The organism is Pseudomonas sp. SYWMCR5 (assembly GCF_057197165.1).
This window is the reverse complement of sequence record NZ_JBXUNH010000001.1, coordinates 725,290-739,259: the sequence shown is the minus strand read 5'-3', so window position 1 is coordinate 739,259 and position 13,970 is coordinate 725,290. Positions and strand designations below refer to the sequence as shown.

General features: G+C 62.2%; 14 protein-coding genes. 13 read left to right on the top strand and 1 reads right to left on the bottom strand.

All coding sequences use genetic code 11. The annotated features are described in order from the left end of the window. Positions 1 to 218 precede the first annotated feature (218 nt). The 5 genes from pyrG to ispD all read left to right on the top strand — a co-directional run bounded on the left by pyrG (position 219) and on the right by ispD (position 5,281). Positions 219 to 1,847, top strand: a complete 1,629-nt coding sequence (gene pyrG / locus AC2CGW_RS03530) for a CTP synthase (protein WP_186667225.1) — start codon at positions 219 to 221, stop codon at positions 1,845 to 1,847. 3 nt (positions 1,848 to 1,850) lie between these two features. Further along, a complete protein-coding gene (gene kdsA, locus AC2CGW_RS03525; protein WP_186667224.1) occupies positions 1,851 to 2,696 on the top strand; it encodes a 3-deoxy-8-phosphooctulonate synthase in 846 nt (281 codons plus the stop codon). A gap of 153 nt (positions 2,697 to 2,849) precedes the next feature. Beyond that, on the top strand, positions 2,850 to 4,139 hold the full coding sequence (eno, locus tag AC2CGW_RS03520; protein WP_054891062.1) for a phosphopyruvate hydratase: 1,290 nt from the start codon (positions 2,850 to 2,852) through the stop codon (positions 4,137 to 4,139). 156 nt (positions 4,140 to 4,295) lie between these two features. After that, positions 4,296 to 4,577 (top strand): cell division protein FtsB, encoded by a 282-nt coding sequence (ftsB, locus tag AC2CGW_RS03515; protein ID WP_054891061.1) that lies wholly within the window; start codon positions 4,296 to 4,298, stop codon positions 4,575 to 4,577. Beyond that, entirely contained in the window at positions 4,574 to 5,281 is a 708-nt protein-coding gene (gene ispD, locus AC2CGW_RS03510; RefSeq protein WP_484573549.1) for a 2-C-methyl-D-erythritol 4-phosphate cytidylyltransferase, read from the top strand. The genes ftsB and ispD overlap by 4 nt, the downstream gene beginning before the upstream one ends. A gap of 24 nt (positions 5,282 to 5,305) precedes the next feature. On the opposite strand, the gene AC2CGW_RS03505 is transcribed toward ispD, so the two are convergent. Beyond that, complete coding sequence (locus AC2CGW_RS03505) at positions 5,306 to 6,202, bottom strand: LysR substrate-binding domain-containing protein (protein ID WP_186667222.1); 897 nt, start codon at positions 6,200 to 6,202, stop codon at positions 5,306 to 5,308. Positions 6,203 to 6,308: 106 nt separating this feature from the next. Between AC2CGW_RS03505 and AC2CGW_RS03500 the strand changes: the two genes are divergently transcribed. The 8 genes from AC2CGW_RS03500 to rpoS all read left to right on the top strand — a co-directional run bounded on the left by AC2CGW_RS03500 (position 6,309) and on the right by rpoS (position 13,467). Further along, positions 6,309 to 7,421, top strand: a complete 1,113-nt coding sequence (locus AC2CGW_RS03500) for an S-(hydroxymethyl)glutathione dehydrogenase/class III alcohol dehydrogenase (protein ID WP_009686067.1) — start codon at positions 6,309 to 6,311, stop codon at positions 7,419 to 7,421. 8 nt (positions 7,422 to 7,429) lie between these two features. Continuing rightward, positions 7,430 to 8,284 (top strand): S-formylglutathione hydrolase, encoded by an 855-nt coding sequence (fghA, locus tag AC2CGW_RS03495; RefSeq protein ID WP_186667221.1) that lies wholly within the window; start codon positions 7,430 to 7,432, stop codon positions 8,282 to 8,284. 72 nt (positions 8,285 to 8,356) lie between these two features. After that, positions 8,357 to 8,830: a 2-C-methyl-D-erythritol 2,4-cyclodiphosphate synthase gene (gene ispF / locus AC2CGW_RS03490; protein WP_054891057.1), complete on the top strand. Its 474-nt coding sequence runs from the start codon at positions 8,357 to 8,359 to the stop codon at positions 8,828 to 8,830. After that, the gene (truD, locus tag AC2CGW_RS03485; protein WP_186709883.1) at positions 8,827 to 9,885 is read left to right on the top strand and encodes a tRNA pseudouridine(13) synthase TruD; all 1,059 of its coding nucleotides are present in this window, start codon (positions 8,827 to 8,829) and stop codon (positions 9,883 to 9,885) included. The genes ispF and truD overlap by 4 nt, the downstream gene beginning before the upstream one ends. Beyond that, positions 9,873 to 10,622 (top strand): 5'/3'-nucleotidase SurE, encoded by a 750-nt coding sequence (gene surE, locus AC2CGW_RS03480; protein ID WP_186667218.1) that lies wholly within the window; start codon positions 9,873 to 9,875, stop codon positions 10,620 to 10,622. The genes truD and surE overlap by 13 nt, the downstream gene beginning before the upstream one ends. Positions 10,623 to 10,663: 41 nt before the next feature. Then, entirely contained in the window at positions 10,664 to 11,302 is a 639-nt protein-coding gene (locus AC2CGW_RS03475) for a protein-L-isoaspartate(D-aspartate) O-methyltransferase (RefSeq protein WP_186667345.1), read from the top strand. 187 nt (positions 11,303 to 11,489) lie between these two features. Continuing rightward, positions 11,490 to 12,350 carry a peptidoglycan DD-metalloendopeptidase family protein gene (locus AC2CGW_RS03470; protein WP_484573548.1) on the top strand — a complete coding sequence of 287 codons (861 nt, stop codon included), beginning with the start codon at positions 11,490 to 11,492 and terminating at the stop codon, positions 12,348 to 12,350. A 109-nt stretch (positions 12,351 to 12,459) separates the two neighbouring features. Continuing rightward, a complete protein-coding gene (gene rpoS, locus AC2CGW_RS03465) occupies positions 12,460 to 13,467 on the top strand; it encodes an RNA polymerase sigma factor RpoS (protein ID WP_054891052.1) in 1,008 nt (335 codons plus the stop codon). The last annotated feature ends 503 nt before the right edge of the window (positions 13,468 to 13,970 follow it).

Here is a 13,970-nt window from a genome sequence, read left to right as displayed (position 1 = left end):
TCCTCGAAAACACAGGAGTTGCCGATTACCAAGCAGTTTTTTGCTGGGCTGATTCTTAAAATGACGAGCGAGCTCCACACTGGGGATACCCCCGGTCTGTACAGACGCGGCAGTTGTTCGAGATGCACTGTGATTGACGCAGGTGATCGGGGGCTTCGGCCTTCCTTCGCTTTCTCCGGCGGCGCTGGCCGCCTTAACGCAGACTTCTAGGGTTTTTCATGACGCGCTACATATTCGTCACGGGCGGTGTTGTTTCTTCATTGGGGAAAGGCATTGCCTCGGCTTCCCTGGCGGCCATCCTGGAAGCGCGGGGGCTCAAGGTCACCATGCTCAAGCTGGACCCGTACATCAACGTCGATCCGGGTACCATGAGCCCGTTCCAGCACGGTGAAGTGTTCGTCACCCACGACGGTGCCGAGACCGACCTTGACCTGGGCCACTACGAGCGGTTCATCCGCACCACGATGACCCAGAACAACAACTTCACCACCGGTCGCATCTACGAGCACGTGCTGCGCAAGGAGCGCCGTGGCGACTACCTGGGTGCGACCATCCAGGTCATCCCGCACATCACCGACGAGATCAAGCGTCGCATCATCAAGGGCGCCGGCGATGCCGACGTGGCTCTGGTCGAGATCGGTGGCACCGTGGGCGACATCGAGTCGCAGCCATTCCTCGAAGCCATCCGTCAGTTGCGTGTCGAAGTAGGCTCCAAGCGCGCCATGCTGATGCACCTGACGCTGGTGCCGTACATCGCCACCGCTGGTGAAACCAAGACCAAGCCTACTCAGCACTCGGTCAAGGAGCTGCGCTCCATCGGCCTGCAGCCAGATGTGCTGATCTGCCGCTCCGACCACCCGGTCGATGCCTCGTCGCGCCGCAAGATCGCCCTGTTCACCAACGTCGAAGAGCGTGCGGTGATTTCGCTGGAAGACGTCGACACCATCTACAAGATCCCGGGCGTGCTGCACGCACAGGGCCTGGACGACTTCGTCGTCGAGCGCTTCGGCCTGCAGTGCAATGGCGCCGACCTGTCCGAGTGGGACAAGGTCGTCGATGCCAAGCTCAACCCCGAGCATGAAGTCACCATCGCCATGGTCGGCAAGTACATGGAGCTGCTGGATGCGTACAAGTCGCTGATCGAAGCGATGAGCCACGCCGGCATCACCAACCGCACCAAGGTCAACCTGCGCTACATCGATTCCGAAGACATCGAGAACCAGGGCACCGGCCTGCTCGAAGGCGCCGACGCCATCCTGGTGCCGGGCGGCTTCGGTCTGCGCGGCGTGGAAGGCAAGATCAAGGCTGTGCAGTTCGCCCGTGAGAACAAGGTTCCATACCTGGGCATCTGCCTGGGCATGCAGGTCGCGGTGATCGAATTCGCCCGTAACGTCATGGGCTGGAAAGACGCCAACTCCACCGAGTTCGACCGCAACAGCGGCCACCCGGTAGTCGGCCTGATCACCGAATGGTCCGATGCCACCGGTGCCGTCGAAACCCGTACCGAAGCTTCCGACCTGGGCGGCACCATGCGCCTGGGCGCGCAGGACTGCCAGCTGATCGCCGGCTCCAAGGTTCACGACTGCTACGGCAGCGACGTGATCACCGAGCGTCACCGTCACCGCTACGAAGTGAACAACAACCTGCTGCCGCAACTGATTGACGCCGGCCTGGTGGTTTCAGGTCGTTCCGAAGATGGCGCGCTGGTCGAAGTGGTCGAGTCGAAGGATCACCCATGGTTCGTCGCCTGCCAGTTCCACCCGGAGTTCACCTCCACGCCTCGTGACGGCCACCCGCTGTTCAGCGGTTTCGTCAAGGCAGCCCTGGCACAGAAGAACAAGGCCTGATCCATGACCCAGAAGATCATTCGCGTCGGTAACATCGAGATCGCCAACGACAAGCCGTTCGTCCTGTTCGGCGGCATGAACGTCCTGGAGTCCCGTGACCTGGCCCTGAAGGTCTGCGAGGAGTACGTGCGGGTGACCGAGAAACTCGGCATCCCGTACGTGTTCAAGGCCAGCTTCGACAAGGCCAACCGTTCGTCGGTCGCTTCGTACCGCGGTCCGGGCATGGAAGAGGGGCTGAAGATCTTCGAGGAGATCAAGCGTACCTTCAACGTACCGGTGATCACCGATGTGCACGAGCCTTACCAGTGCGAGCCGGTGGCCAAGGTCTGCGACATCATCCAGCTGCCGGCGTTTCTCTCGCGCCAGACCGACCTGGTGGTGGCCATGGCCAGGACCGGCGCGGTGATCAACATCAAGAAGGCCCAGTTCCTCGCCCCGCACGAGATGAAGCACATCCTCGCCAAGTGCGTCGAGGCCGGTAACGACCAGCTCATTCTCTGCGAGCGCGGCTCGAGCTTCGGCTACAACAACCTGGTGGTCGACATGCTCGGCTTCGGCATCATGAAGCAGTTCGAGTACCCGGTGTTCTTCGACGTCACCCACTCGCTGCAGACGCCTGGCGGCCGTGCCGACTCCGCTGGTGGTCGCCGTGCCCAGGTCACCGACCTGGCCAAGGCGGGCATGAGCCAGGGCCTGGCTGGCCTGTTCCTCGAGGCTCACCCGGACCCGGACAACGCCAAGTGCGATGGCCCGTGCGCCCTGCGCCTGGACAAGCTGGAACCGTTCCTGGCGCAGCTCAAGCAACTGGACGATCTGGTGAAAAGTTTTCCGACGGTAGAGACCGCGTAAAGCTCATTTCTCGGGTAAAGTACCGCCCGTTCCACCCCCTGGCCTGCCGGTCAGGGGCTCCCTTCGCCAGGCCTGCCCGTGCCATGTCGCCTGGTGAACGGCAAGAATTCCCAAAGCTGCGTTGTTTTCGTCAATTCTGGAGTGCTTACAACAATGGCAAAGATCGTCGACATCAAAGGTCGTGAAGTTCTCGATTCGCGTGGCAACCCCACCGTGGAAGCCGATGTGCTGCTCGACAACGGCATCATTGGCAGCGCTTGCGCGCCGTCTGGTGCTTCCACTGGCTCGCGCGAAGCGCTGGAGCTGCGTGATGGCGACAAGAGCCGTTACCTGGGCAAGGGCGTGCTGAAGGCCGTCGGCAACATCAATGGTCCGATCCGTGACCTGCTGCTGGGCAAGGATCCTTCCGACCAGAAAGCACTCGACCGCGCCATGATCGAACTGGACGGTACCGAGAACAAGGCCAAGCTGGGCGCCAACGCCATCCTCGCTGTGTCCCTGGCTGCTGCCAAGGCCGCTGCCCAGGACCAGGACCTGCCGCTGTACGCGCACATCGCCAACCTCAACGGCACCCCTGGCCAGTACTCGATGCCGGTGCCGATGATGAACATCATCAACGGCGGCGAGCACGCCGATAACAACGTCGACATCCAGGAGTTCATGGTCCAGCCGGTAGGCGCCAAGACCTTCTCCGACGGCCTGCGCATGGGCACCGAGATCTTCCACCACCTCAAGGCTGTTCTGAAGGCCCGCGGCCTGAACACTGCCGTGGGTGACGAAGGTGGCTTCGCCCCGAACCTGGCCTCCAACGAAGATGCCCTGGCGGCCATCGCCGAAGCGGTCGAGAAAGCCGGCTACAAGCTGGGCACCGACGTCACCCTGGCCCTGGACTGCGCGGCTTCCGAGTTCTACGAAGACGGTAAGTACAACCTGTCCGGCGAAGGCAAGTCGTTCGATGCCGAAGGTTTTGCCGACTACCTGAAAGGCCTGACCGAGCGCTTCCCGATCATCTCGATCGAAGACGGCCTGGACGAGTCCGACTGGGCTGGCTGGAAGATCCTGACCGACAAGATCGGTGCCAAGGTACAGCTGGTCGGTGACGACCTGTTCGTGACCAACACCAAGATCCTCAAGGAAGGCATCGAGAAAGGCATCGGCAACTCGATCCTGATCAAGTTCAACCAGATCGGCTCGCTGACCGAAACCCTGGAAGCCATCCAGATGGCCAAGGCCGCTGGTTACACTGCGGTCATTTCGCACCGTTCCGGTGAAACCGAAGATTCGACCATCGCCGACCTGGCTGTCGGTACCGCCGCAGGCCAGATCAAGACCGGTTCGCTGTGCCGTTCCGACCGCGTCTCGAAGTACAACCAACTGCTGCGTATCGAAGAGCAGCTGGGTGCCAAGGCCGTCTACCGTGGCCGTGCCGAGTTTCGCGGCTGAGCAAGAGATGGTAAAAAGGCAGCAGCCGGGGCTGTCTGAACGTTCTTACTGAGTGTTCAGCGCCTTCAAACGGGTTTCTGTCGACGAAGCCTGGGCTCGGCCAGGCTTCGTGCTATCGGAAGCTCGCTGCGGCGGCCTTTTACCCTGGATATCTTCATGCGCAGTCCCTATTGGTTGTTCCTCGTCCTGCTGTTGTTGCTCGGAGGCCTGCAATATCGCCTCTGGGTCGGTAATGGCAGCCTGGCGCAAGTGGCCGAGCTGCAACAGCAGATCGCCGACCAGCATGCCGAAAACGAACGGCTGCTGGAACGCAATCGCGTGCTCGACGCTGAAGTCCTGGAGTTGAAGAAAGGTATGGAGACCGTGGAAGAACGGGCTCGTCATGAACTGGGAATGGTCAAGGAGGGCGAAACCCTCTACCAGTTGCCACAGAAATGATCCAAGAACAGCCGGCCTTCTGGGCCGTGATTCCTGCCGCGGGCATTGGTGCCCGCATGGCTGCCGACCGCCCCAAGCAGTATCTGCAACTGGGCCGGCAGACCATCCTCGAGCATAGCCTCGACTGTTTTCTCGACCATCCCACGCTCAAGGGCGTGGTGGTCAGCGTTGCCGAAGACGATCCCTACTGGCCTGGCTTGCGCTGTGCGAGCGATCCGCGCATCCAGCGTGCAGCGGGTGGGCGCGAGCGTGCCGATTCGGTACTGAATGCCTTGCTGCTGCTGCATGCCCAAGGGGCGGTCGACGACGACTGGGTGCTGGTGCACGATGCTGCGCGGCCGAACCTGGCGCGTAGCGATCTGGACAAACTGCTGTCGGAGCTGGCCGACGATCCGGTGGGTGGGCTGCTGGCGGTGCCTGCGCGCGATACCCTCAAGCGTGCCGACGCGACTGGCCGGGTCAGCTCCACGGTGGACCGCAGCACTGTTTGGCAGGCCTACACGCCGCAGATGTTTCGGCTTGGCATGCTGCACCGGGCACTGGCCGAGTGCCTTGTGGCGGATGTGGCGGTGACCGATGAGTCCTCTGCCATCGAATGGGCCGGGCATGCGCCGCGTCTGATCGAAGGGCGTAGCGACAACATCAAGGTGACCCGGCCTGAAGACCTGGAGTGGTTGCGTCAGCGCTGGGCTGGGCGGCGCTGAGGCCATCGGCAGAAGCGCAGCGCTTCAGCCTTGCTGATACTCCGGCAATCCTGCCAACCCATCCTTCAGGTAGTCGACCAACCGCCGCACCTTCGGTGAAAGATGCCGCTGCTGTGGATACAGCGCCCACACCGCGGTGTTCGGCGGCTGGTGCGCCTCCAGCAGCGGCACCAGTGCCCCGGCATGCAGATGCTCGAGCACGTAGTAATCCGGCAACTGGCACAACCCCATTCCTTGCAGCGCCGCGTCGAGTACCGCCTGGCCGCTGTTGCAGCGCCAGTTGCCTTGTACCCGTTGGCTGATTTCGCGGCCATCCTGCTGCAACACCCACAGGTCCGAGCTGCCCACCAGGCAATTGTGCCGCGCCAGTTCCGACAGGCTGTGCGGTCTGCCGTAACGCTCCAGATAAGCCGGCGATGCGCACAGGTACATGCGCCGCGGTGCGAGGCGCGTGGCCACCAGGCGTGAATCCTGGAGGCGTCCCAGGCGAATGGCCAGGTCCATGCCCTCGTGCAGCAGGTCCAGGGTGCGGTTGCTCAGCTCCACCTCGACGCGCAACTGTGGATACAACGCCATGAAGCGTGTCACCAGTGGCACGATGAAACGCTCGCCGTAGGCCACCGCGCACGTCATGCGCAGCAGGCCCTTGGGTTCGCTGGCCAGGTCCCCCATCGCGCGCAGCGCTTCTTCGCGGCCATCCTGCAGGCGCTGGCAGTGCTGCAGGAAGGTCTGCCCGGCTTCACTCAGGGTCACGCGCCGAGTGCTGCGGTACAGCAGGCGGGTTTGCAGGCGTTCCTCCAGGCGAGCGATCTGGCGGCTGACATGCGATGAGGAAACCCCCAGCCGTTCGGCGGCCGCAGTGAACTGGCCCGACTCGGCGACGGCGACGAACTCGTCGATTCCTTCCCAGCGACTGCTCATTGATTATCCCTTCATGGCAATAATGTTTTGCATTTGCTCGGATTATTCATCAAAAAAGCATGAATTACACTGGTGGCCTTAACTGATACCTAGCTTGGAGACCACCATGATCAAGTCCCGCGCCGCTGTTGCCTTCGAGGCCAAGAAACCCCTGGAAATCGTCGAAGTGGACGTGGCCATGCCCAAGGCGGGCGAGGTACTGCTGCGCGTGGTCGCCAGCGGTGTCTGCCACACCGATGCCTACACCCTCTCCGGTGCGGACCCGGAAGGTATCTTCCCGTCGATCCTCGGTCACGAGGGAGGGGCAATCGTCGAGGCGGTGGGTGAGGGGGTCACTTCGCTGGCCGTTGGTGATCATGTGATCCCGCTGTACACCCCGGAATGCGGCAAGTGCAAGTTCTGCCTGTCGGGCAAGACCAACCTGTGCCAGGCCATCCGCGCCACCCAGGGCAAGGGTCTGATGCCTGACGGCACCACGCGCTTCAGCTACAAAGGGCAGCAGTTGTTCCACTACATGGGCACTTCGACCTTCTCCGAGTACACCGTCCTGCCGGAAATCTCCGTGGCCAAGATCCAGAAGGAAGCGCCGCTGGAGAAGGTCTGCCTGCTTGGTTGCGGCGTGACCACCGGTATCGGTGCGGTACTCAACACCGCCAAGGTCAAACCGGGTGACACCGTGGCCATTTTCGGCCTGGGCGGTATTGGTCTGTCGGCGGTGATCGGCGCGGTGAAGGCCAAGGCCTCGCGTATCATCGCCATCGACATCAACCCGGCAAAGTTCGAGATCGCCCGCCAGTTGGGGGCTACCGACTGCATCAACCCGAAGGACTACGATCGCCCGATCCAGGAAGTGATCGTCGACCTCACCGATGGCGGCGTGGACTTCTCCTTCGAGTGCATCGGCAATGTCCAACTGATGCGTGCGGCGCTCGAGTGCTGCCACAAGGGCTGGGGTGAGTCGGTGATCATCGGTGTGGCCGGCGCCGGCCAGGAAATCGCCACCCGTCCGTTCCAGTTGGTCACCGGCCGGGTCTGGCGCGGTTCGGCCTTCGGCGGCGTGCGTGGCCGCAGCGAGCTGCCAAGCTACGTGGAAATGTCCGAGAAGGGCGAGATCCCGCTGGACACCTTCATCACCCACACCATGGGGCTGGAGGACATCAACAAGGCCTTCGATCTGATGCATGAAGGCAAAAGCATCCGCAGCGTGATCCACTTCTGAGGTCTGCCATGAGCCTGGACAACATCTCCTGCCAGAAGAGCTTCGGCGGCTGGCACAAGCGCTACAAGCATCACTCCAAGGTGCTCGGCTGCGACATGGTGTTCGCTGTCTACCTGCCACCGCAAGCCGAGCAGGGCGAGAAACTGCCGGTGCTGTACTGGCTCAGCGGCCTGACCTGCACCGACGAGAACTTCATGCAGAAGGCCGGCGCCCAGCGCCTGGCCGCCGAGCTTGGCCTGATCATCGTCGCGCCCGACACCAGCCCGCGTGGCGAGCAGGTGCCCGGGGACCCGGACGGCGCCTGGGATTTCGGGCTCGGCGCTGGCTTCTACCTCAACGCCACCCAGCAGCCCTGGGCCCAGCATTACCGCATGCACGACTACGTGGTGCAGGAGCTACCGGCGCTGATCGAGGCGCATTTCCCTGCGTCCGATCAGCGTAGTATCAGTGGTCATTCGATGGGCGGGCATGGGGCGCTGGTCTGTGCCCTGCGCAACCCGGGGCGCTATCGATCGGTGTCTGCGTTCTCGCCGATCAGCAACCCGATGGATTGCCCGTGGGGTGAAAAAGCCTTCTCCCGCTACCTGGGTGAGGACCGCGCGCGCTGGCGTGAGTGGGATGCCAGCGTGCTGCTGGCCGAAACCCCGGCTGGCCAGTGTCCGCCGCTGCTGGTCGACCAGGGCGATCGCGACGACTTCCTCGACAAGCAGCTCAAGCCTGCGGCGTTGGAGCAGGCGGCGCGCAAAGGTGGGCATGAACTGACCCTGAGGTTGCAGCCAGGGTATGATCATAGCTACTACTTCATTGCCAGCTTCATCGATGAGCACCTGCGCCATCACGCGGTGGCGCTGGGGCGGGTGTAGTGTTGCAGGAGCGGCCCCAATAGCGGCCAAAGCAGGTAGAATCACGCCCTGACTCAATCAGGGCGTTTTTCTATGCGTATTGGCCACGGCTACGATGTGCACCGTTTCGCCGACGGTGATTTCATTACCTTGGGCGGGGTGCGTATTCCCCACAAATACGGCCTGCTGGCCCATTCCGATGGTGATGTGCTGCTGCACGCCCTGAGCGATGCCTTGCTTGGCGCAGCAGCGCTGGGCGATATCGGCAAGCATTTCCCTGACACCGATCCACAGTTCAAGGGCGCCGACAGCCGCGTGCTACTGCGTCATGTGGTGGCCGTCGTGCAGGCCAAGGGCTGGAAGGTGGGCAACGTCGACGCCACCATCGTCGCCCAGGCCCCGAAGATGGCGCCGCACATCGACACCATGCGTCGTTTCATCGCCGAGGACCTGCAGGTCGAGCTCGACCAGGTCAACGTCAAGGCGACCACCGAGGAGAAGCTCGGCTTCACTGGTCGGGAGGAGGGCATCGCCGTGCATGCGGTCGCCCTGCTGCTGCCAGCATGACCGAACTGGAACTGTTGGGCCCGCGCGCCAGCGGCGAGGCCCTTGGCCGCGCCGTGCTCAAGGCCGTCGCCGATGATTTTCAGGTCGATGAAGTGCTCGACATCCCCCTGTCCGGTCAAGGCGAACACCTGTGGCTGTGGGTCGAGAAGCGCGACCTGAACACCGAGGAAGCTGCCCGACGCCTGGCGCGCGCGGCCGGTGTGCCGGTTCGTGCTATCAGTTATGCCGGCCTGAAGGACCGTCAGGCCCTGACCCGGCAGTGGTTCAGCCTGCACCTGCCAGGCAAGGCCGATCCTGACCTGTCCCGTGCCGAAGACGACAGCCTGCGCGTGCTCAAACAGGTGCGTCACCAGCGCAAGCTGCAGCGTGGCGCACATTCGGCCAATGGCTTCACCCTGCGACTGACGGGCCTGAGCGCCGATCACCAGGCGCTGGACGCCCGTCTGGAACAGCTCAAGGTGCAGGGCGTACCGAACTATTTCGGTGCCCAGCGCTTCGGCCATGCCGGCGGGAACGTGCACGATGCGCTCGACTGGGCGGCCCGAGAGGCACTGCCGGAGCAGCGCAATGTGCGTTCGCGGCTGCTGTCTGCGGGGCGCAGCTACCTGTTCAACCAGGTACTGGCCGCGCGAGTGGCTGACGGAAGCTGGAACCAGGCGCAGGTTGGCGATCTTCTGGCCTTCACGGATAGCCGTAGCTTCTTTCCGGCTGGCGAGCAGGAATGCTCCGATCCTCGACTGACAATTCTCGACCTCCATCCCACCGGCCCCATGTGGGGCGCGGGCCTTCCGTCGAGCGCGGGCGGGACCGCGGCGCTGGAAACGGCGGTCGGCGAACGCCATCCTGCACTCTGCCAATGGCTGGGCAGGGCAGGACTGGATCACGAACGGCGCATCCTGCGGCTCCCTATTGGGCGGCTGACGTGGCATTATCCCGAGCCTGATATCCTGCAACTGGAATTCGTCCTTCCGGCCGGATGCTTCGCCACCGTGGTGGTGCGCGAACTTGTGGATCTGGTGCCGGCAGGGCAGACGGAAAGCCCATGCGTATTCTGATTTCCAACGACGACGGTGTTACCGCCCCCGGCCTCGCTGCGCTTCACGGTGCGCTGCAGGACTATGCCAAGTGCGTGGTGATCGCCCCGGATCAAGACAAGAGCGGCGCCAGCAGTTCGCTGACGCTCGACCGGCCCCTGCACCCGCAGGTGCTGGCCAACGGTTTCATCAGCCTCAACGGCACGCCCACCGATTGCGTGCACCTGGGGCTCAACGGCCTGTTGCCGGAAACGCCCGATATGGTCGTCTCCGGAATCAACCTGGGCGCCAACCTGGGTGACGACGTGCTGTACTCCGGCACGGTCGCCGCTGCATTGGAAGGCCGCTTTCTCGGCGGTACTTCGCTGGCGTTCTCATTGCTGTCGCGCCTGCCGGACAACCTGCCGACCGCCGCCCATATCGCCCGGCGCCTCGTCGAGGCGCAGTCGCGTCTGGAACTGCCGGCGCGTACCGTGCTCAACGTCAACATCCCCAACCTGCCGCTGGAGCATATCCGCGGAATACGCCTCACCCGCCTGGGGCACCGGGCACGTGCGGCCGCACCGACCAAGGTCGTCAATCCGCGTGGCAAGGAAGGGTACTGGATCGCTGTGGCCGGTGACGCCGAGGACGGCGGCCCGGGCACTGACTTCCATGCAGTGATGCAAGGCTATGTATCGATCACGCCGCTGCAACTGGATCGCACCTTCAACGATGCCTTCGAGCGCCTCGATGGCTGGCTGGAGGGGCTGCTTTGATGCGCGAACAGGATGATCTGCAGCGCCGTGGCGGCATCGGCATGACCTCCCAGCGTACCCGGGAGCGCCTGATCCAACGCTTGTATGAAGAGGGCGTGTCGAACAGCAAGGTGCTCGAGACCATTCGCCGCACCCCTCGCCACCTGTTCGTCGATGAAGCCCTGGCCCATCGGGCGTATGAAGATACTGCGCTGCCGATCGGCCATAACCAGACGATTTCCCAGCCATTCATGGTTGCGCACATGAGCGAACTGCTGCTGGAGGCCGGCCCGCTGGACAAGGTGCTGGAAATCGGCACCGGTTCTGGTTACCAGACGGCCATCCTGGCGCAGTTGGTCGAGCGTGTGTTTTCGGTCGAGCGGATCAAGGTGCTGCAGGATCGTGCCAAGGAGCGTCTGATCGAGCTCAACCTGCGTAACGTGGTGTTTCGTTGGGGCGACGGTTGCGAAGGCTGGCCGGCGCTGGCGCCTTACAATGGCATCATCGTCACCGCGGTGGCGCCGGAAGTCCCCCAGGCCTTGCTCGATCAGTTGGCACCCGGCGGACGCATGGTGATTCCGGTAGGGGCGGCGGGCGAAGCACAGCAACTGTTGCTGATCGTTCGTGAGGAGCAGGGTTTCTCGCGCCGGGTGCTGGGCGCCGTACGCTTCGTGCCGCTGCTCAACGGGCCGCTGGCCTGAGGGCCGACGGAATATGTGCGCTGATAGCGAATTCTCGCGCCACGGGCTTGTCTATCTGGCGGGGTGAGGCGAACCCCGCCAGATAGACAAGCCCGTACGGGCCACCCAAGCGGGTCGGGCTCGGTTATAATTGAAACAATATTGCATATCGTCATATCCAGATTTCGGCACCATGAGGGGAGCGCGGGTGGGTCACACAATCATTCGGCAGCGCAAGGATCGGTCGGGTTTCAAGCTTCTGGTGATTGCGCTGGCCATGGGAGCCTTGCTGGCGGGATGCTCCAGCACCGGCTCCAGTGGCGCTCGGGTGGTCGATCGCAACAACGCGGCTCCCAAGCGTCCGACCGTGACCTCGGGGCAGTATGTGGTCAAACCCGGTGATACCCTGTTCTCCATCGCCTTCCGCTACGGCTGGGACTACAAGGAGCTGGCCGCGCGCAATGGCATCGCGCCGCCCTACACCATCCGCCCAGGCCAGCCGATTCGTTTCAGCAGCGGCGCTGGGGGCACCACCACTGTAGTGTCGTCCGGTCCCTCGTCATCGAGCAGAACCACGGTCATTCGCCGCCCGGTTGGTACGCAGACCGCGCCAGCAACAAATAGCGACAAGTCGGCAACGCCTCCCCCTGCCACGACCGCTCCGACCGTCATCCAGGTGCCGGCCGCAGAGCGCGCGGTCGGGGGTTGGACTTGGCCGGCGAACGGCGTGTTGATTGGAAAATTCGCTTCAAACGGTAGTTTGAATAAAGGCATTGATATCGCCGGAGATTTGGGACAGCCTGTTTTTGCTGCATCTGATGGTGCGGTGGTTTACGCCGGGAGTGGCTTGAGGGGCTACGGCGAACTCATCATCATCAAGCACAATGATACCTACGTCAGTGCCTACGGCCACAACCGCAGGCTTATGGTTCGGGAGGGGCAGCAGGTCAAGGCAGGGCAGACGATCGCAGAAATGGGGTCTACGGGCACTGATCGGGTGAAGCTGCACTTCGAGATTCGCCGCCAGGGCAAACCCGTCGACCCACTCCAGTTCCTGCCACGCCGTTGATTGTTGCACCAGCCTGTTCCTGAAGACGTAAAGGGGACAGGCTTTAGCGCTGCCAGGGAATCAGGCGACGCTAGAGTCTGAGGTTCGAACTCAGCAAAGGACTATAACAATGGCTCTCAGCAAAGAAGTGCCGGAGTTTGACATCGACGATGATCTCCTCCTGATGGAGACAGGTATCGTTTTGGAAACGGATGTGGTGTCAGACGAACCTGCTGTACCTTCGGTTCGGACCAGGGCCAAAACGGGCTCATCGCTCAAGCAACACAAGTATATCGACTACAGCCGTGCGCTCGACGCCACGCAGCTGTACCTTAACGAAATCGGTTTCTCGCCACTGCTTTCCCCGGAAGAGGAAGTGCACTTCGCGCGCCTGTCGCAGAAGGGCGACCCGGCCGGCCGCAAACGCATGATCGAGAGCAACCTGCGCCTGGTCGTGAAGATCGCCCGCCGCTACGTCAATCGTGGCCTGTCGCTGCTCGATCTGATCGAGGAGGGCAACCTGGGGCTGATTCGTGCCGTGGAGAAGTTCGACCCGGAGCGCGGCTTCCGTTTCTCGACCTATGCGACCTGGTGGATCCGCCAGACCATCGAGCGGGCGATCATGAACCAGACCCGCACCATTCGCCTGCCGATCCACGTGGTCAAGGAGCTCAACGTCTACCTGCGCGCCGCGCGTGAGCTCACCCAGAAGCTCGACCATGAGCCGTCCCCGGAAGAAATTGCCGGGCTGCTGGAAAAACCGGTAGCTGAGGTCAAGCGCATGCTTGGGCTCAACGAGCGTGTCTCCTCCGTCGACGTATCCTTGGGCCCGGATTCGGACAAGACGCTGCTCGACACCCTTACCGATGATCGCCCCACCGATCCGTGTGAATTGCTGCAGGACGACGACTTGTCCCAGAGCATCGACCAGTGGTTGGGCGAGCTGACCGACAAGCAGCGGGAGGTGGTGATTCGCCGCTTCGGCCTGCGTGGTCATGAGAGCAGTACGCTTGAGGATGTTGGCTTGGAGATTGGCCTTACCCGTGAGCGGGTACGGCAAATTCAGGTGGAAGGGCTCAAGCGTCTGCGTGAGATTCTGGAGAAGAACGGCCTGTCCAGCGAGTCGCTGTTCCAGTAAGCCGGAATGCGCAATACAGAATGCCCCGACGACCTCGGGGCATTTTTTATGGCCTGGGAAATAGTTCAACCTGCTAGCGTTGTTGCTTAGCGTGTAAGAGATCGCTTACTCGTGGTGTAAGCCTTCGCTACCAACAAGAGTAAACAATTGCCTTTTTCAGTAATGATGTTTTCTTAACGTATTGAAATTATTGATTTTTTTAGATGTTTGTAAGTGTGTCTGCTGTAGCATCTTGTTAGGTGCGTAGGTTGCTCCCGCTGGGGAAATCGCTAGTATCTGAAGTGTGCCGACGGACTGGCACAGGCTTTCAAGGATGATCGCCAAGGACATCGCAGGATGCGATTCATCAGGATGATGAATGGGACAAGCAGGGACTACGGAAAAAATGTGGGCGGGTCAAACCGCCCCTTTTTTTTGCCTACGATTTCTCCTCGCCCGGGCTTGCATGAGCCCGAATGCCAGGCACAAAAAAGGCCCTTGCGGGCCTTTTTTGTCACTGCAGC

Coding starts and splice junctions, on each gene's coding strand:
- pyrG (WP_186667225.1), top strand. CDS start 219: ATGACGCGCTACATATTCGTCACGGGCGGTGTTGTTTCTTCATTGGGG.
- kdsA (WP_186667224.1), top strand. CDS start 1,851: ATGACCCAGAAGATCATTCGCGTCGGTAACATCGAGATCGCCAACGAC.
- eno (WP_054891062.1), top strand. CDS start 2,850: ATGGCAAAGATCGTCGACATCAAAGGTCGTGAAGTTCTCGATTCGCGT.
- ftsB (WP_054891061.1), top strand. CDS start 4,296: ATGCGCAGTCCCTATTGGTTGTTCCTCGTCCTGCTGTTGTTGCTCGGA.
- ispD (WP_484573549.1), top strand. CDS start 4,574: ATGATCCAAGAACAGCCGGCCTTCTGGGCCGTGATTCCTGCCGCGGGC.
- AC2CGW_RS03505 (WP_186667222.1), bottom strand. CDS start 6,202: ATGAGCAGTCGCTGGGAAGGAATCGACGAGTTCGTCGCCGTCGCCGAG.
- AC2CGW_RS03500 (WP_009686067.1), top strand. CDS start 6,309: ATGATCAAGTCCCGCGCCGCTGTTGCCTTCGAGGCCAAGAAACCCCTG.
- fghA (WP_186667221.1), top strand. CDS start 7,430: ATGAGCCTGGACAACATCTCCTGCCAGAAGAGCTTCGGCGGCTGGCAC.
- ispF (WP_054891057.1), top strand. CDS start 8,357: ATGCGTATTGGCCACGGCTACGATGTGCACCGTTTCGCCGACGGTGAT.
- truD (WP_186709883.1), top strand. CDS start 8,827: ATGACCGAACTGGAACTGTTGGGCCCGCGCGCCAGCGGCGAGGCCCTT.
- surE (WP_186667218.1), top strand. CDS start 9,873: ATGCGTATTCTGATTTCCAACGACGACGGTGTTACCGCCCCCGGCCTC.
- AC2CGW_RS03475 (WP_186667345.1), top strand. CDS start 10,664: ATGACCTCCCAGCGTACCCGGGAGCGCCTGATCCAACGCTTGTATGAA.
- rpoS (WP_054891052.1), top strand. CDS start 12,460: ATGGCTCTCAGCAAAGAAGTGCCGGAGTTTGACATCGACGATGATCTC.